The sequence below is a fragment of the Pseudoxanthomonas gei genome, assembly GCF_010119615.1.
GTDB lineage: Bacteria > Pseudomonadota > Gammaproteobacteria > Xanthomonadales > Xanthomonadaceae > Pseudoxanthomonas_A > Pseudoxanthomonas_A gei.
The window spans coordinates 494,044-512,487 of record NZ_QOVG01000001.1; the positions used below are offsets into that span (position 1 = coordinate 494,044).

The 18,444-nt window shown below is 66.4% G+C and carries 14 protein-coding genes; 12 read left to right on the plus strand and 2 right to left on the minus strand.

Annotated elements, in window-relative coordinates; all coding sequences use genetic code 11:
* Window positions 1-2 precede the first annotated feature (2 nt).
* From DT603_RS02215 to DT603_RS02255, 9 genes are all read left to right on the plus strand, one after another.
* Window positions 3-2,294, plus strand: coding sequence for a DUF559 domain-containing protein (locus DT603_RS02215; protein WP_343037708.1), 2,292 nt, complete (start codon window positions 3-5; stop codon window positions 2,292-2,294).
* 196 nt (window positions 2,295-2,490) lie between these two features.
* Window positions 2,491-4,023, plus strand: coding sequence for an L-piperidine-6-carboxylate dehydrogenase (gene amaB / locus DT603_RS02220; RefSeq protein WP_162348201.1), 1,533 nt, complete (start codon window positions 2,491-2,493; stop codon window positions 4,021-4,023).
* A 33-nt stretch (window positions 4,024-4,056) separates the two neighbouring features.
* Window positions 4,057-4,332, plus strand: coding sequence for a DUF4190 domain-containing protein (locus DT603_RS02225; protein WP_162348202.1), 276 nt, complete (start codon window positions 4,057-4,059; stop codon window positions 4,330-4,332).
* Window positions 4,333-4,335: 3 nt separating this feature from the next.
* Window positions 4,336-5,391 (plus strand): quinone-dependent dihydroorotate dehydrogenase, encoded by a 1,056-nt coding sequence (locus DT603_RS02230; protein WP_162348203.1) that lies wholly within the window; start codon window positions 4,336-4,338, stop codon window positions 5,389-5,391.
* Between the two features lie 38 nt (window positions 5,392-5,429).
* The gene (gene murB / locus DT603_RS02235; RefSeq protein WP_162348204.1) at window positions 5,430-6,470 is read left to right on the plus strand and encodes a UDP-N-acetylmuramate dehydrogenase; all 1,041 of its coding nucleotides are present in this window, start codon (window positions 5,430-5,432) and stop codon (window positions 6,468-6,470) included.
* 55 nt (window positions 6,471-6,525) lie between these two features.
* Window positions 6,526-7,395, plus strand: coding sequence for a DMT family transporter (locus DT603_RS02240; protein ID WP_162348357.1), 870 nt, complete (start codon window positions 6,526-6,528; stop codon window positions 7,393-7,395).
* A gap of 39 nt (window positions 7,396-7,434) precedes the next feature.
* A complete protein-coding gene (locus DT603_RS02245) occupies window positions 7,435-7,698 on the plus strand; it encodes a hypothetical protein (protein WP_162348205.1) in 264 nt (87 codons plus the stop codon).
* Window positions 7,699-8,147: 449 nt separating this feature from the next.
* Window positions 8,148-9,554 carry a pectin acetylesterase-family hydrolase gene (locus tag DT603_RS02250; RefSeq protein ID WP_162348206.1) on the plus strand — a complete coding sequence of 469 codons (1,407 nt, stop codon included), beginning with the start codon at window positions 8,148-8,150 and terminating at the stop codon, window positions 9,552-9,554.
* A gap of 49 nt (window positions 9,555-9,603) precedes the next feature.
* Window positions 9,604-10,221 (plus strand): hypothetical protein, encoded by a 618-nt coding sequence (locus DT603_RS02255; RefSeq protein ID WP_162348207.1) that lies wholly within the window; start codon window positions 9,604-9,606, stop codon window positions 10,219-10,221.
* Here the strand turns inward: DT603_RS02255 and DT603_RS02260 are convergent.
* Window positions 10,212-10,937 carry a phosphatase PAP2 family protein gene (locus tag DT603_RS02260; protein ID WP_425500916.1) on the minus strand — a complete coding sequence of 242 codons (726 nt, stop codon included), beginning with the start codon at window positions 10,935-10,937 and terminating at the stop codon, window positions 10,212-10,214. The two genes, DT603_RS02255 and DT603_RS02260, sit on opposite strands and share 10 nt — an antisense overlap.
* A complete protein-coding gene (gene ispG, locus DT603_RS02265) occupies window positions 10,918-12,183 on the minus strand; it encodes a flavodoxin-dependent (E)-4-hydroxy-3-methylbut-2-enyl-diphosphate synthase (protein WP_162348209.1) in 1,266 nt (421 codons plus the stop codon). The genes DT603_RS02260 and ispG overlap by 20 nt, the downstream gene beginning before the upstream one ends.
* 174 nt (window positions 12,184-12,357) lie before the next feature.
* Here ispG and xseA point away from each other — a divergent pair, with 174 nt between their 5' ends.
* From xseA to DT603_RS02280, 3 genes are all read left to right on the plus strand, one after another.
* Window positions 12,358-13,701, plus strand: coding sequence for an exodeoxyribonuclease VII large subunit (gene xseA, locus DT603_RS02270; RefSeq protein ID WP_162348210.1), 1,344 nt, complete (start codon window positions 12,358-12,360; stop codon window positions 13,699-13,701).
* A gap of 318 nt (window positions 13,702-14,019) precedes the next feature.
* Window positions 14,020-16,452 carry a TonB-dependent receptor plug domain-containing protein gene (locus DT603_RS02275; RefSeq protein ID WP_162348211.1) on the plus strand — a complete coding sequence of 811 codons (2,433 nt, stop codon included), beginning with the start codon at window positions 14,020-14,022 and terminating at the stop codon, window positions 16,450-16,452.
* A 190-nt stretch (window positions 16,453-16,642) separates the two neighbouring features.
* Window positions 16,643-18,424 carry a vWA domain-containing protein gene (locus DT603_RS02280; RefSeq protein ID WP_162348212.1) on the plus strand — a complete coding sequence of 594 codons (1,782 nt, stop codon included), beginning with the start codon at window positions 16,643-16,645 and terminating at the stop codon, window positions 18,422-18,424.
* Window positions 18,425-18,444: the final 20 nt, after the last annotated feature.

The following is an 18,444-nucleotide window of genomic DNA, read 5'->3' on the forward strand; positions in this document are numbered from 1 at the left end:
CCGTGCTCCCGGAACCCTTTCAGGACTCACGCCGGCTGACCGGCAGCAACCTGTATTTCGACGGTCCCGGCGCGGCCCTGGAGACCGCGCGCGGACTACATTTCGACGACGCCACGCTGTCGGCCTGGACGCGGAACATCGAAGCGGCGCGCACGGCGCTGGGCTGGCCGGAAACCGAAACGGTATTGCGCCGGCATGACTCCGGCGTCTCGCTGGCGTTCACTGCGCCTGCCGACCAGCTCTATACCGCCACCGAAGTCAACGAGTGGGCCTGGTGGGCCGCTCTTGACGTTCCCTTCTCCCACCGGGAGAAGGTGGCCGAAGGCCGGATGAGGGAGGGAGCTCGGGGATCCACCACTACACCCCGGAGGAAGCTTCCTTTCGACGCAGAGACTCAAGACTTCATCCGCGAGCTGAGAAAGAACTCTACGGAACCCGAACAGCTGATCTGGTTCTTCCTGCGCGACCGCCGCCTGCATGGACAAAAATTTCGCAGGCAAAAATCACTTGGCCCGTACGTGCTCGACTTTTATTGCCACGAACTCAAACTGGCCATCGAACTGGATGGCGCCCAGCATAATGAGCCCGACAAGCTGGTTCTCGATGCCAAGCGTGATGCCTTTACTGCAAGCCAGGGAATAGCCACGCTGCGGTATTGGAACCACGATGTCCTGGCAAGCACGGAATTGGTTCTTGAAGACATCTGGAATCAGGTGTATGCGCGCGCCTCGGATGACACTGGCGGTGGTAAGTCCATGCCCTCATCCGCCCTGCGGGCACCTTCTCCCGAGGGGAGAAGGAAGCAACCGCCAGCGCGCTTCCACGCCCCCGGCCACGCTGCCACCTGGGATGAAGAATCCGCGCTGCAGACCCTGCGCGCCGTGGCCAGGGCCGAAGCGCGCCCTGCCCTGATCACGCTGATGCGGGCCGCCCGGTCCCATCACCTGCCTTTCCTGGCCGACGACGACGAAGTCACCCTGGGCGAGGGCGAAGGCGGCCGCACCTGGTTCGTCGACGAGCTACCCACGCCCGACGGCGTGCCGTGGGAACAATTGCACGCCATCCCCACCGCGCTGGTCACCGGCTCCAACGGCAAGACCACTACCGTGCGCCTGCTCGCCGCCATGACCCGCGCGCACGGCTGGCGCACCGCGCACAGCTGCACCGACGGGGTCTTTTTCGACGGACTTGCGCTTGAGGCAGGCGACTTTTCCGGCCCTACCGGCGCGCGCACCGCGCTGCGGCAAGGCCAGGCGCAGGCGGCGATCCTGGAAACCGCACGCGGCGGCATGCTGCGACGCGGCCTGGCGGTCGCCCATGCCAACGCGGCCATAGTCACCAACATCGCGCCGGATCATTTCGGCGAATACGGTATCCACGACCTGGACGACCTGGCCAGGGTGAAGCTGGTGGTGGCGCGGGCGATCGATCAAGACGGGCTGCTGGCGCTCAATGCGGACGATCCGGTGCTGGTCCGGCAGTCCGCGGCGCTGGGCTGCCCGCAAGGATGGTTCGCGCTGGATTTCGATCATCCGCTGCTGCAGGCCGCACGTGCCGCCGGCCGGCCGACCAGCGGGCTGCGCGATGGCCGCCTGCTGCTGCAACTGGCCGATGATGCCCACGACCTGGGCGAAGTCGCGGCCATGCCGCTGACCCTCGGCGGCCGCGCCATCTACAACATCGCCAACATCGCCGGCGCCGCATTGACGGCGGCGGCGCTGGGCATCCCGTCCGGCACCATCGCCGCGGTGCTGGCGCGGTTCGGCCGCGACCAGGCCGACAATCCCGGACGCCTGCAGCATTGGCGCTTTGGCCAGCTGGAAGTGTTCGTCGACTACGCCCACAACCCCGACGGCCTGCGCGGGCTGCTGCACGCGGTCGCCGCGGACAGGCGCAGCGGCAGGCTGGCCATGATCCTGGGCCACGCCGGCAACCGCGAGGATGCCGACCTGCGCGCCGTGGCCACCACAGCTGCGAGCGCGCGACCCGAACTGGTGGTGTTGAAAGATATTGCCGGCTACGAGCGCGGGCGTGCCGCGGGCGAGGTGGCTTCGATCATGCGCGCGCAGCTGCTGGAGGATGGCGTGCCCGCCGACGCGATCAGCACCTGCCTGGACGAAGTCGAAGCCACGCGCATTCCGCTGTCCTGGGCGCGCGATGGCGACCTGCTGGTCCTGCCGATCCATGAACTCGATGCACGCGAGCAGGTCACCAACCTGCTCGATGCCATGGCCGCTGCAGGCTGGCGCGCAGGCGATGCGCTGCCGCCCATCACGCCGGCCCCGCCCCTGTAGGAGCGACGTCCCCCAAGAGGACTTCCTCCGGGGCGCAGGTCGCGAAGCAGCGGACCTCCGCAGTTGACGAGCGTCGCGACTGGCGTTGGCCCTACAGGGGCCGCGGCAGCTCTCATGCGGGCCGGTCTGCTAAAATCGCCGCACTCTCGGCCGCGCTCCCCCGCTTGCGGCCCAATCCCGAACTCAGGAGCTCCACATGTCCGTTGACCTGCTCAAGGCGCTTGGCCTTGGCCCGAACAATTCCGGTACCTATCTGGGCCGTGGCGAATGGTCCACCGCTACCGGGGCGGGCGTCCTGCAGTCGGTCAATCCCACTACCGGCCAAACCATCGCCACGGTCGAGGCCACCGTTGACGCGGACTACGAGCGCATCGTCGCCCGCGCCCAGGCCGCCTTCAAGGTCTGGCGCACCACGCCGGCGCCGCGCCGTGGTGAAGCCGTGCGCCTGTGCGGCGACGCGCTGCGCAAACACAAGGACGAACTCGGCTCGCTGGTCGCGCTGGAAATGGGCAAATCCAAGCCCGAGGGCGATGGCGAAGTCCAGGAAATGATCGATATCGCCGACTTCGCCGTCGGCCAGTCGCGCATGCTCTACGGCTACACCATGCACTCCGAACGCCCCGGCCACCGCATGTACGAGCAGTACCAGCCGCTGGGCCTGGTCGGCATCATCAGCGCCTTCAATTTCCCGGTCGCGGTATGGGCCTGGAATTCGTTCCTGGCCGCCATCTGCGGCGACATCTGCATCTGGAAGCCGTCCAACAAGACCCCGTTGACCGCCATCGCCTCGATGAAAATCTGCAACGAGGCGTTGAAGGCCGGCGGCTTCCCGGACATCTTCTTCCTGATCAACGACGCGGGCATCGAGCTGGCCGAGAAATTCGTCGACGACAAGCGCATTCCGCTGATCAGCTTCACCGGCTCCACCGCGGTCGGCCGCCGGGTCGGCGAGCGCGTCGCCCACCGCATGGGCCGCAGCCTGCTGGAGCTGGGTGGCAACAACGCCATCATCCTGGACGAGACCGCCGAGCTGAAGCTGGCCATTCCCGGCATCGTGTTCGGCGCGGTCGGCACCGCCGGCCAGCGCTGCACCAGCACCCGCCGCTTGATCGTGCACTCGTCCATCTACGACAACGTGCTGGCCACGCTGTTCAAGGCCTACAAACAGGTCGAAGGCAAGATCGGCGACCCCATGGACCCGACCAACCTGATGGGTCCGCTCAACAGCGCCCACGCGGTCGAGCAGTTCCTGTCCTCCATCGCCAGGGCCAAGGCGGCGGGCGGCACCGTGGAAACCGGCGGCACCGCCATCGACCGCGCCGGCCATTTCGTGCTCCCGGCCATCGTCACCGGCCTGAAGAACACCGATGAAGTGGTGCAGCACGAGACCTTCGCGCCGATCCTGTACGTGATGAAGTACGAGACCCTGGACGAAGCCATCGACATGCAGAACGCCGTGCCGCAGGGCCTGTCGTCATCGATCTTCACCCAGAATCTGAAGGCGGCCGAGCAATTCCTGTCCGCCGCGGGTTCGGATTGCGGCATCGCCAACGTCAACATCGGCACCAGCGGCGCCGAGATCGGCGGCGCCTTCGGTGGCGAGAAGGAAACCGGCGGCGGCCGCGAGTCGGGTTCCGATGCCTGGAAGGTCTACATGCGCCGCCAGACCAATACCATCAATTATTCCGATTCGCTGCCGCTGGCCCAGGGCATCAAGTTCGATCTCTGATCCCGGGTAAACCCGCACCAAGGAAACATGCCAATGAATGGCGTCGTACGACAGAACAGTTCCCTGGCCATCATCAGCCTGGTAACCGGCATCCTGGGCTGGACCCTGCTGCCGTTCCTTGGCAGCATCGTGGCGATCGTCACCGGGCACATCGCGCGCAAGGAAATCCGCCAGGACCCGACGCTGGGCGGTGACTCCCTCGCCCTGGTGGGCCTGGTGCTGGGATGGGTGGCGGTGGCCGGCGCGGTGTTGGCCATCCTGGCCTTCATCCTGTTTTTCGGCGGCCTCGCCTGGCTTGGCACGCGCTGAGGGATGTACAACTTCGCCCGCCCCTTCCTGTTCGGACTGGATGCAGAGACCGCCCACGGCTTGGGCCTCAAGGCGCTGGAACTGGCCTATCGCACCGGCACCAACCCGCTGCTGGCCGGAAAGATCGACCCGCTGCCGACCAAGGCCTTCGGCCTGACCTTCCCCAATCCGGTCGGCCTGGCCGCGGGCCTGGACAAGAACGGCGCGCACATCGATGCGCTGCTGGCCCTGGGATTCGGTTCCATTGAAATCGGCACGGTCACGCCGCGCGCGCAGCCGGGCAATCCCAAGCCACGCATGTTCCGCCTGCCGCAGCACCAGGCGATCATCAACCGCCTGGGCTTCAACAACGAAGGCGTCGACGCGCTGGTCCGCAACGTCGGGCGCGCGCGCCGCAAGCACGGCCTGCTGGGCATCAACATCGGCAGGAACAAGGACACGTCCAACGATCGCGCCGCATCCGATTACCTGTACTGCCTGGAGCGCGTGTATCCGCTGGCCGACTACATCACCGTCAACATCTCCTCGCCCAATACCGCCGGCCTGCGCGAATTGCAGGAAGAGCAGGCGCTGCGCCAGTTGATCGGCACCCTGCGCGAGTCGCAGGAGGAACTGGGCTCGCAGCACGGCAAGCGCGTGCCGATGCTGGTCAAGATCGCGCCGGATCTCTCCGATGAGGACATCGACGCGGTAGCGCGGGTGTTGCGCGACCTTTCCGTCGATGGGGTCATCGCAACCAACACCACCGTCTCGCGCATGAGCGTGCAGGACCACAAGCTGGCCCGCGAGACCGGCGGCCTGTCGGGCGCACCGCTGATGAACCAGTCGACCATGGTCATGCGCAAGCTGCGCACGCGCCTGCCCGACAGCATCCCGGTGATCGGCGTGGGCGGCATCCTGTCCGGCGCCGATGCGGTGGCGAAAATGTCGGCCGGCGCTGCCCTGGTCCAGTGCTACACCGGGCTGGTGTACCGCGGCCCGGAGCTGGTGCGCGAATGCGTGGACGCCATACGCCGCCGTCGCGAACACCGCAGCGGCGGCCCGGTCGCGCCCGAGTGAGCACGCCCGCATGAACACCCCTGCATGAACACCTCTGCATGAAGCAGCAGTACCGGCTGACGGCCAATGCCGACCTGCGTTCGCGCAATACCTTCGGCATCAGCGCCCGCGCGAACCAGCTGGTGGAAATCCAGGAGGTCGACGCCTTGCCCGAGGTGCTGGCCCTGCCCGCTTTCAGGGACAATATTCCGCTGGTCCTGGGCGGCGGCAGCAATCTGCTGTTCGCCAGCGATCCACAAGCACCTCTGCTGGCCTTCGATACGCATCGCGTTGAAATCGTCGATGACGACGGCGCCACCGCCTTGCTGCGTGCCGAAGCGGGCGTCGAATGGCATGCCCTGGTCATGCGTTCGCTGGAGATGGGCTTGTGCGGACTGGAAAACCTGGCACTGATTCCGGGTACCACGGGCGCCGCGCCGATCCAGAACATCGGCGCCTACGGCACCGAAGTGGGCGAGTTCGTGCATGCGGTCGAAGCCTGGGACCGGCAGCGCGGCAGCATGGTCCGGCTGGACCGCGACGCCTGCACTTTCGCCTATCGCGACAGCCTGTTCAAACGCCTGCCTGACCGCTACCTGCTGACCGCGCTGGAACTGGCATTGCCCAGGCAGCGGGAATTGCGGCTGGACTACGCGGGCATTCCCCAGGAATTGTCTGCGCTGGGCATCGCTGCGCCCACCGCGCGCGACGTGGCCGAAGCCGTGGTCCGCATCCGTCGCCGCAAGCTGCCGGATCCAGCCGTGGTCGGCAATGCGGGCAGCTTCTTCAAGAATCCGATCGTGCCGTTGCCGCAAGCTGAAACGCTGCTGCTGGCGAACCCGGGCCTGCCGCTGTTCGGTGGCGACGACGAAGCGACTGGCAAGCTCTCGGCCGCGTGGATGATCGAACAATGCGGCTGGAAGGGATTCCGCGACGGCGATGCCGGCGTGGCGGCCTCGCATGCCCTGGTGCTGGTCAACCACGGCCTGGCCAGCGGCGCGCAGCTGCTGGCGCTGGCGCGCCGTATCGCAAACTCGGTACAGGAGCGGTTCGGCGTGGACCTGCAGCCGGAACCACGGATCATCGGCGCGCAGTGGTGACCGGCCGGTGCTGAAGTTGTCTTCGCAACCGGCCGCGATCCGCGCCGCGCTGCTGATGCTGGGCAGCACCCTGGCCTTCGGCATGATGGCCGTGGCGATCCGCCTGGCCACCGCCCACGTGCCGACCCCGGAAGTGGCGTTCTTCCGCAATGCCTTCGGCCTGCTGGCGTTGCTGCCGCTGCTCGTCAGGTCCGGGCAAGGACTGCCGCGCACGACCCAGTTGCCGCGTTATTTCCTGCGTAGCAGCATCGGCCTGGGTTCGATGCTGTGCGGGTTCTGGGCGGTCGGCCACCTGCCGCTGACCCAGGCCGTATCGCTTTCCTATTCAACGCCCCTGTTCGTGACCATCGCCGCGGTGCTGTGGCTGGGCGAGAAAGTGCGCATGCGGCGCTGGGCGGCCGTGATCCTGGGCTTCATCGGCGTGATGGTGATCGTGCGCCCGGGTTCGAGCGATTTCACCCCCGGCACCTTGGTCGCGGTATTGGCCGCGGTGCTCAGCGCGGTCGTCGCCATCCAGATCAAGCAGCTCACCCGCACCGACAGCGCCGACACGGTGGTGTTCTACACCTATGTCTTCTGGGTGCCGCTGTCGCTGGTCCCGGCCCTGTTCGTCTGGGTCTGGCCGGCAGGAATCGCCTGGCTGTGGCTGGCCGCGACGGGCGTGGCCGGCACCCTGGGGCAGCTGCTGTGGACACGCGCGCTGCGCCTGGGCGAAGTCTCCGCCCTGACCCCGATCAGCTTCATGCAATTGCCGCTGGTGGCGCTGTTCGGCTGGGCGCTGTTTGGCGAATCACTGGATCGCTGGACGGTACTCGGCGCGGGCATCATCCTTGCCTCCAATGCCTACATCGCCCATCGCGAAGCCGTGCTGGCACGCCGTGCCGCCAGCCAGTCGCCCACCGCCGCGGCCAAGCCCGGCGAATAGCCGCCAGCGACCCATCACACCCCTACCAGGAGCGCCGCCATGGCCATGTCCGAATCCGATATCCAGAAAGGCTGGATCTACCGCACCAGCAACAACCAGGAGCGCCTGGTACTGGGCTGGGATCGCGACGGCCGCGTGGTGTACTGCTCCAAGGGCAAGGACAAGGAACGTCCGTTCCAGAACTGCCATGTACGCATCACCGGGTTGAAGTTCGCCCAGCGCGCGATCGGCAAGGTCAGCCAGATCGAGGACCTCAAGCCCTACATCGTCGCCAACAAGGCCACTACCGTGGTCATGCGCTGACAGGACATTCGTAAGCGCCAGCCGCACGACTGGCGCTCACCGGCACCCGCGCCGGTCGGGCCATTGCCCACGGACAGTGGGCCGGCATCGTCGCCAATCGCCATCCAACGCCCCCGTGGGCGGCCTTCGTGCGGGTAATGCGTTGACCGGGGCCCAACCTCCTCAACGGGGAATGGCGCGCTGACGGGCGCCCAGTCGGCAGGGTTCCCTCGCCGCATTTGAATGCTGCGTCGCAGGAAGTACACGGGTCCCCTACGCCCCTGCGCGGGGGAGATTGCGGCCAAATGGCGGGCAAAAACAGCCAAACACTGGGTTCCGGGCCTGCCGCAATGGCCAAGGTGTCCGGCCGGTGCTAATCCAGCCGTGCTGTATGGAGCCGCCCCCGCTGATTCCGGCTCACCACCCGTAGCCCAACTGGCATTCCACAGCTCATCTCGGAGGATCCGAACATGGCAGCACCAGGACGTGTCACCGTCGTACTTGCAGCAAGTGCCGTCACCCTGCTCACCGCATTGCCATTGAAAGCGGAGGAAGGCGACTACAGCGTCTGGCAGACCCTGGTAAACCTGGTGTCGCCGCCCAAGGCCGACAACAAGGTCACCGCGGCGCAGCGCCAGGGCAATTACCCGCTGCGCACCAATCCCTCCGGTTTCGCCGACGGCTTCAGGCCCGGCGCCTACAGCGAATGGCAGACCGTGCAGCTGGCGCCGGAAACCGGCGCGGTATGCGGCGATGGTTCGCCCTACAAGTTCTTCGTCAATCGCACTGCCAACACGCGCAATACCATCCTCTACATGGAAGGCGGCGGCGCCTGCTGGGATTACGCCAGTTGCACCGGCCAGACCGGCGTGCGCGGCGCGCGCAACCCGAACGGCATCCCCGACGATTACATGAGCCTGCTCAATCCCGGCTCCAGCCTGGTCAGCCCCTTCGTCACCCGGGTCAGCCCGTTCGACGCGGTGAAGACGCAGCAATGGAACATGGTCTACGTGCCTTATTGCACCGGCGACATCTACAGCGGCGACAAGGTCGCGGTGTACAACGATCCCAGTGGCGGGGCCGCGCCCTTGGTCTGGCATCACAATGGCGTGCGCAACACGCGGGCGGTGATCGCCTGGCTGAAGGACAACCTGCCACGGCCGACGCAGATGCTGTCCACCGGCTGCAGCGCCGGCGGCGCCGGCAGCCTGACCAACTACTACCCGACGCGTCGCGACCTGGCACCCACCCGCGGCTACCTGATCGACGACTCCGGCCCGATCTTCCCCACTCCGGCCAACGGCAACCCGCAGACCTATCCCTCGCAACCGCTGATGGCCAAGATCCGCGGTGTCTGGGGCCTGGACGCGGCCAGCGGCCCGCTCCCCTACCTGGCCAGCGGCATGCCGCAGTTCGACCTGGGCGAGCTGGGCTCGCTGTACACCGCGCTGTCGGCGAAGTTTCCCAACGACCGCCTGGGCCACACCCACTTCTGGAAGGACCTGAACTATTCCGGATACTCGTACGAGCGCTTCTACCCCGAGATCTACAACGCCCCGACCCAGGCCGCCAAGGAACAGCAGATCCATGCGCGCTGGGACATCGATACCGGCCGGCTGTCGCAACGCCTCAACGGGTTGGACAACTTCGGTGGCTATTTCCCGCAATACCGTGCCCTCAACGAGAGCCACTGCACCACGATCGTCGATTTCAAGAATGCCGACATCCAGGCGCAGAACCTGCAACTGAAGAACTTCATCGACAGCGTGCTGGATGGCCAGGGCAAGGTGCTGGACGCCAGCGAGCAGAGCGACCAGGCCGACCGGGCCAAGCCGTTCAACCTGCTGTACTGGCTGGTGGACCAGTTGCTGGCATGAGGTTGCGCGCATCACGGCGGCACGCGTGCTGCCGTGATGCCATCCAGATATGAAACCGGCACCCGCCATCGCCGCCACCGTGCTCCTTGCCTTGCTGGGACTCTGGGCTTGGGTGGGCGCCCAGGGCGTTGGTACAACGGCGCCGGCAGGGCCTGGCCCGACGCCCCGAGCGGTGCAGGGATCCGAACCGGCCGGCGCCGACGCCTTGCAGGCTTCGCCGCAGGCACGGGCGTGGCAGGAACGCCAGGCGTTCGAAGCGCGTGCCCGCCGCTTCATGCGTGATGCGCCCGGGCTGGGCGCGGTGCAGCGCTCCGAACAGGCGCGTGACCTGTCGGCCAGCATCGACCATTACGAAAGCAACGGCGGCCTGTCCGCGGGTGAATCGCTGTTGCTGCGCAGCGGCTTGATCAAGGCCAGCGTTGACGACCCGGCACTGCAGGCCCAGCAACTTGCCGACCTGATGGAGCGCTACCGTCGCCATGCCGACCAGCGCATGCAGGCCTACACCGCGCAGCACGCCAACGATCCGCGTTTCCAGGATTACAAGGCGCGTGAACGGGCCATCGTGGCCGAGGTCATGGGACTGGCCGCCATTCCGGGTGGATTGAGCCGCGACCAGTACCTGCGCCAGCGCCTGCAGCAGGCGCGTGTCGCCGCCTATCGCTGAGGCGGTTGGCCGCCGCGCTCCTGCCAGGGATGCAGGACGCGATGGAACAAGGCCAGGTAGGCAGCCACCACCCAGGCCGCGCCCGCCATCCAGCCGGCCAGGATGTCCGAGGGAAAATGCACGCCCAGGTAGATGCGCGAATAACCCACCAGCCAGGTGAAGGCGACCATCAGCGCGATCATCGGCCACCGGGCGCGCGTAGGCCAGGCCAGCAACACCACCGTGGCCGCCAGGGTCATCGAACCCATCGCATGGCCGCTGGGGAAACTGAAAGTGCCTTCGGGTGAAATGGATTCCCACAGCGTAGGCCGGTGGCGCTGGAAGAACTGCTTGGCGCCCAGGTTGAGCAGGGCCGAGCCCACGAAGGCGACGGCGGCGAACGTCGCCTCGCGCCAGCGCCGCATGGCCAGCACCGACACGACGATCAGAAGGTCGATGACGGCCACGCCCTCGTAACCGATCCTGGAAACAAGCAGGAAGAAGTGGTCCAGCCCGGGCCCCGCGAAGGCGTGGGCGCGCAGCAGGATCGGGTCGTCGAACACGAACTGCTCCAGCTCATGCACCTCGTCGGCCAGCTCGGCGAAGATCCACAGCGGCAGCAGCATGCCGGCGAACAACAGCGCGATGCGGCGGCCATTGCGCCGCAGCAGTCCGGCGATGGCACGGACACCCGATTGCGCGCCAGCCGGCGCGGCCTCAACCCGCGGTTCGTGCATAACGCTTTTCGACATAGCCATCGATCAGGGCAACGAACTCCTGGGCGATGTTCTCGCCGCGCAGGGTCAACGCTTTCTCTCCATCGATGAACACCGGCGCGGTCGGCGCCTCGCCGGTACCGGGCAGCGAGATGCCGATATTGGCGTGACGCGATTCGCCTGGGCCGTTGACCACGCAGCCCATGACCGCCAGGGTCATGTTCTCGGCGCCGGGGTGGCTGACCTTCCATTCGGGCATCTTGGCGCGCACGTGGTTCTGGACCACGCCGGCCAGTTCCTGGAAGAACTCCGAGGTCGTGCGGCCGCAACCCGGGCAGGCGGTGACCATGGGCGTGAACGCACGCAGGCCGGTGGTCTGCAGCAGTTCCTGGGCGACGATGACTTCCTGGGTACGTGACTGGCCCGGTTCGGGCGTCAGCGAAATGCGGATGGTGTCGCCGATGCCTTCCTGAAGCAGCACGGCCAATGCGGCCGAAGAGGCCACGATGCCCTTGCTGCCGATGCCCGCTTCGGTGAGGCCCAGGTGCAGGGCGAAGTCCGAGCGCTGGGCCAGGTCGCGGTACACGGCGATCAGTTCCTGCACGCCACTGACCTTGCAGCTCAACACGATGCGCTCGCGCGGCAGGCCTATTTCCACCGCGCGTTCGGCCGAATCCAGCGCCGAGCGGATCAGCGCTTCGCGCAGCACCAGGCTGGCTTCCCAGGGTTCGGCACGCAGGGCGTTCTCGTCCATCAGCTGGGCGGCCAGCGACTGGTCCAGCGAACCCCAGTTCACGCCGATGCGCACCGGCTTGTCGTACTTGAGCGCGAATTCGATCAGCTGGGCGAACTGGGTGTCCTTCTTGCGCCCGAAGCCGACGTTGCCCGGATTGATGCGGTACTTGCCCAGCGCCTCGGCACAGGCCGGTTCGTTGGTCAGCAGGGTGTGGCCGTTGTAGTGGAAGTCCCCGATCACCGGCACTTCGATGCCCATCATCCGCAGCTTCTCGACGATGTGCGGCACGGCGGCGGCCGACTCGGGATTATTGACCGTGACCCGGACCATTTCCGACCCGGCCCGCCACAGGTCCGCCACCTGCTTGACGGTGCCGGCGATGTCGGCAGTATCGGTGTTGGTCATGGACTGCACCACCACCGGGTGGCCGCCGCCCAGGGTCACCGCGCCCACCTGGACAGTGCGATTGATCCGTCGCGGCGACGGGCCCGAGGGGATGGGAAGTTTGCAAGGGGCAAGCAGGTTGTTCATGGCGGCCATTTTAGCCCCTGCCACGCCGGCCGGCCCGTGCGGATGCGGGAAGAAGACGGGCTTCAGCTATTTTGTGGGAGGAAGCACCTCCCACAACCGCTGACTCCCGACAATGAAGCCCCGCCGACGGGCTTCTGCTGCGAAAAATCCGGCGCTTCGGTTAGGGTAGCGCCCATGAACCAGGACCCGGCACGCGACATCCTCACCCCCAGCCAGCTCAACACGCTGGCGCGCGACCTGCTGGAAAGCGCCTTCCCGCTGGTATGGGTCGAGGCTGAACTGGGCAATGTCACCCGGCCCGCATCCGGGCACCTGTATTTCACCCTCAAGGACGCGCGCGCGCAGATCAAGTGCGCGATGTTCAAGCCCAAGAGCACGTGGCTGAAGTTCGTCCCGCGCGAGGGCCTGCGCGTGCTCGGCCGCGGCCGCCTGACCCTGTACGAGGCGCGGGGCGACTACCAGCTGGTGATGGACCACCTTGAGGAAGCCGGCGAAGGCGCCCTGCGCCGCGCCTTCGACGAGCTCAAGGCCAGGCTGGCGGCCGAGGGTCTGTTCGACGAGGTACGCAAGCGTCCCCTGCCCGTCCATGTGCAACGACTGGCGGTGATCACTTCCCCCAGCGGCGCAGCGGTGCGCGACGTGCTGAGCGTGCTGGCTAGGCGCTTTCCCCTGCTGGAAGTCGATGTCCTGCCGGTCCAGGTGCAAGGCGAAGCCGCGGCCGGCCAGATCACCACGATGCTCAAGCGCGCGGGAGCCTCGGGCCGCTATGACGCGATCCTGCTGACGCGCGGCGGCGGTTCGCTGGAAGACCTGTGGGCGTTCAACGATGAACAGCTGGCGCGCGCGATCGCCGCCTCACCGGTGCCGGTCGTATCGGCCGTCGGCCATGAAACCGACTTCAGCCTCGCCGACTTCGCCGCCGACCTGCGTGCGCCCACGCCGTCGGTCGCCGCCGAACTGCTGGTGCCCCACCGCAGCGACCTGCTCACGCGGCTGCAGGGACTGCACCGACGCATGGCATCGCTGCAAGCGCAGTCGCTGCGCCAGTCCATGCAGCGGGCCGACCGCGCCGTCCTGCGCCTGCAGGCCTTGCGTCCGCAGGCCCGCCTGCAACTGCTGCAGCGCCGCCAGCTGGAAGCCCAGCGCCGGCTGCAATCGACATGGCGCGAACAACTGGAACGCCGCCACGCCTCGTTGCGCCATGCCGCCGCCGTGCTGCGGGCCAATCAACCACGACGACGCGTGGCCTTCCTGCAGGCACACCTGCTTGCACTGGCGCAGCGTGCCCAGGCAGCCACCGCGCGCACCCTGCAACGCGAGGCATTGCAACTGCGCGGGCTGGCGCGATCTCTGGAAGCGGTCAGCCCACTGGCGACCATTGCGCGCGGTTATTCGATCCTGCAGCACGAGGCCGGGGGTGTCGTGCGTAGCGTGCATGAAACCGCAGCCGGTGATCGGCTCATCGCACGCCTGCACGATGGCGCGTTGAAGGTTCGCGTCGAAGACGCCGACACCTGAGTGAGCCGTGACCATGCGTGGATGCGGCTTGCCTATCGGGCCGCATAACCGCCATCACCGAATGTAATCACGCATACACACTGATCACCGGCTTTACGGCCGGAAATCCCGTTATTTCCTGTCAAAAAAATGTTATTAGTCGCCGCGAGTTGCCATGTCCACCATGCCAACCGGGCGCTACAGGGGGCGTTTCGATATCGACTGACCATTCCACTGGGAGGAACCATGTCCAAATATTCGCACGCATTCCGCAAGCCACGCTTCCACTCCAGCACCAGCCCTCGCCTTGGGCTCTTGGGCCTCGGTGTCCTGCTGGCCATGCCAGCCGTCGCACAGCAGGCTACGCCTCCAGGTCGTGAAGCGACCGACCTGGACAGGATCCAGGTACTGGGTTCACGTGCCCGCGGCCGCACCGCCGCCGAAACCGCGGCGCCGGTCGATGTGATCAACCGGGAGCAGCTCGAGCGCACTGGCGCGCAGGAGATCGGGCAGATCCTGCAGATGCTCGAGCCCAGCTTCAATTTCTCGCGCACCACCATCAGCGACGGTACCGACATCCTGCGTCCCGCCACCTTGCGCTCACTGGGTCCGGACCAGGTGCTGGTGCTGGTCAATGGCAAGCGCAGGCACCAGCAGGCCCTGGTCAACGTGCAGCAGACCATCGCGCGCGGCTCGGCCGGCACCGACATCAACGCGATCCCGGTCTCGGCGATCGAACGCATCGAAGTGCTGCGCGATGGGGCCGCAGCCCAATATGGCTCGGATGCAATCGCCGGCGTCATCAACATCGTGCTGCGACGCCAGACCGATGAAACGCGGGTGTCGTTCGAAGCGGGACAGACCTACGAAGGCGACGGTACCGTGCTGCATGGCGGCGTAAATACCGGGTTCGCGCTGGGCGACGAAGGTTTCCTCAACCTGAGCGTGGAATACCGCGACCGCGGGGAAACCAATCGGGCCGGTCCCGACCTGCTGCGCGTGGATCCGCCGCGGGTGACGCAACGGATCGGCGATGCGGACGCCCAGGACGCGTACGTATGGCTCAACGGCGGCCTGCCGGTCGGAGCGGGCGAGCTGTACTGGTTCGGCGGCATCTCCCGGCGCGAGGGAGATTCCTCGGGCTTCTTCCGCAGCGCAGGCGACGGCCGCACGGTGCCGGACCTGTACCCCGACGGTTTCCTGCCCAACATCATCACCACCGTGGAAGACGGGTCGCTGGCGGTCGGTTACCGCGCGCCGCTCGGCGACAAGTGGGACTGGGATGTGTCGGTGAATCACGGGCGCAGCAAGTTCGGCTTCCACGAACGCAATTCGGTCAACGTCAGCTGGTGGTACGAGCCGGCGCCGGGTGGCGGCATCTACGGCGAATCGCCCACTTCGGCGGATACCGGCACGCTGGAATTCGACCAGACCACCTTCAACCTGGATTTCCGCGGCAGCGTCGACTGGGGCATCGGCAAGGAACCGCTGAGCCTGGCGACCGGCTTCGAATACCGACGCGACAACTACGCGATCAAGGCTGGGGCGCCGGTGTCGTACACCTACGGACGCACCAACGATCCTTCCATTCCGATCTTCGACCAGAACGGCGGCTTCGCCGCGCCCGGCATCCAGGGCTTTCCGGGGTTTTCGCCGAACGAGGCCGTGGATGAAGGACGCCACAACTACGCGGTGTACTTCGATGCCGAATCGCGCCTGAGCGAGCGCTTCCTGCTCGGTGCGGCGGTGCGTTTCGAGGATTATTCCGACTTCGGCAACACCACCACGGGCAAGCTGTCGGCGCGCTTCGACTTCAGCGACAAGTTCGCCCTGCGTGGCACCGTGTCGACGGGCTTCCGCGCTCCGGGCGTGCAGCAACTGTTCTACAGCCAGCGCTCGACCAACATCGACCCGGCCACCGGCAACCTGGCCGATACGCTGACCGCGCGGCAGGACAGCGACGTCACCCGCGCGTTCGGGATCGAGGCCCTGAAGGAAGAGGAATCGACCAGCGCGACCCTGGGGCTGGTGTTCCGGCCCAGCGAGAACTTCAGCCTGACGGTGGATGTATTCCGCATCGACATCGACGACCGCATCATCTTCTCCAGCAATATCCGGCCCGAAACCCTGGGCGGCGATGGCTTGCCCTGCGACGCCAGCAACAGCAACTGTCCTATCCGCGCCATCCTCAGCCCGTTCGACGTGGCCCAGGCGCAATTCTTCACCAACGCCATCGATACCCGCACCACCGGCATCGACATCGTCGGCGAATACAGCACCGAGGCCGCGGGCGGCACGCTGGACCTGACCGCCCTGCTGCACTGGAACAAGACCGAGGTCACCGACCGTCGTTCGCAGTCGGCGATCCTGCCGCCGGCCACGCTGTTCGACGACAGCCAGGTGACCTTGATCGAGGAAGGCCAGCCCGGGGCACACCATGTGTTGCAGGGCGTGTACCAGATCGGCAACTGGGACTGGACCTTGCGCGCCAACTACTACGGTTCGGTATCGGGCTCCGGCTTTGCGCCCAAACAGACCTGGGATGGGCAAACCTTGTTCGATGCGGCCGTCGCCGTGGACATCACCGACAAGCTGCGCTTCTCGATAGGCGCCAACAACCTGCTGGACACCTATCCGGACAAATGGAAAGTGGGCGCGGACAATCCCGACGTCAATCCGTTCCCGTCGCTCGGCTTCATCTATGGCTGGGAGACTTTGCCGTTCGGGATCAATGGCGGTTATTACTACGCACGGCTCGACTTCAGGTTCTGATCCAGAGCGAGGCAAGGCCTGTTCCTGCCGAATCACGCAAACAGGCAAGCGCAGCCGGGCAAGCTCGGCTCTAAGATGAAAACGCCCACGACGCGGTCGTGGGTGTTTTCCGTGCATGTCCCGCGAGATGGCTTAACCCCACTTCCGGACCTGCGGCGTTGAACTCCCTGTCCACCACGGGAGATCCGCCATGCAATGCCGCCTGCACCGCACCACCTTGTTCACCGCCAGCCTGGTCGCCATCGTCACGCTTGCTGCCTGCAAATCAAGTCCGCAAAGTGCCCGCGAGGCGCCTGCGGCAGATGATGGCACCCAGGAGGCAGTCGCCCTGGACCGCGTGGAGGTCACCGGCAGCAGCATCAGGCGCGCGACCCTGCAACAGCAGGAACGAGCCGGTGCCGCAGCCAAGTCCAGCGCTGCCTACGCACCATCGGCACCCCCTCCCGCCCCGCTCGCAGTTTCCGGCAACTACGCAACCGATGGTTATGCGGCTTACACGCGCATCGCGCCCGCACAGGCGCGGCCCGAACCCGCCAATACCGAGAAGTACGCCGATCGCACCGACAACCCCGTGCATCGCACCAGCGAGCAACCCGTCTCCACCTTCTCGATCGACGTGGACACCGGCAGTTACAGCAACGTCCGGCGCATGTTGCGGCAAGGCGTGCGTCCACCGGCCGACTCGGTGCGCGCCGAGGAATTCATCAACTACTTCAATTACGGACATCCGGCGCCCACCAGCCGCAACGTGCCGTTCCGCGTCACCACCGAGCTGGCGGCGGCGCCATGGAACACACGACGCCAGTTGCTGATGATCGGCATCAAGGGCTACGAGGTGCCCAAGGCGACCCTGCCGGCATCCAACCTGGTGTTCCTGCTCGACACTTCCGGATCGATGGATTCGCCGGACAAGCTGCCGCTGCTGAAACAGGCCTTCTCGATGCTGGTGCCGCAATTGCGCGCGCAGGATCGCGTTTCGATCGTGGTCTATGCCGGTTCCGCCGGCCTGGTACTCCCGCCCACCGCAGGGGATCGCCACGACGAGATCCTGGCGGCCCTGGACCGCCTGCAGGCGGGGGGCAGCACCAATGGCGGCGACGGCATCCAGCTCGCCTATGCGATGGCGAAAAAATCGTACCTGGCGGGCGGCGTCAACCGCGTGATCCTGGCCACCGACGGCGATTTCAACGTGGGCACCGTCAGCCAGGAGGCGCTGGAGACGCTGGTCGGCGACCAGCGCAAGTCGGGTATCGCGCTGACCACGCTGGGCTTCGGCCAGGGCAACTACAACGACGCCATGGCCGAGCGCCTGGCCGACGTCGGCGACGGCAATCATTCCTACATCGATACGCCGCAGGAGGCGCGCAAGGTGCTGGTCGATGAGATGCAGAGCACGTTGATGACCATCGCGCGCGACGTGAAGATCCAGATCGAGTTCAATCCCGCGCTGGTCTCGGAATATCGCCTGATCGGCTACGAAAATCGTTTGCTGGCGCGCGAGGATTTCGCCAATGACCGGGTCGACGCGGGGGACATCGGCGCGGGCCACGAGGTGACTGCGCTGTACGAGGTCACCCCGGCAGGATCAGGCGCTGACCGCCTGCCTGCGCTGCGTTATGGCAAGGACAAGACCCCGGCAGGCATCGGCGGCGAACTGGCCCATCTGCGCATGCGATACAAGCTGCCCGGGGCCGCGGCCAGCCGGCTGATCGAAACACCGGTCCTGGCCTCCTCGCTGGCGACCCGGCCCAGCCAGTCGTTCCGCTTCGCCAGCGCGGTGGCGGCCTACGCGGACCTGCTGCGTGGTGGCACCCATGTGGAGGCATGGAACTGGAATGACGTAGGCAGTGCCGCGCGGGGCGCCCAAGGGGACGACCGTTTCGGCCTGCGTCGCGAACTGGTCGAACTGGTTGCCCAGGCGCGCCAGTTGGCCGGCGCCGGTGATCGCAAGCCGGCCATCGCCGGAGAGTAGGCAATGGCAGGGCCGCACTT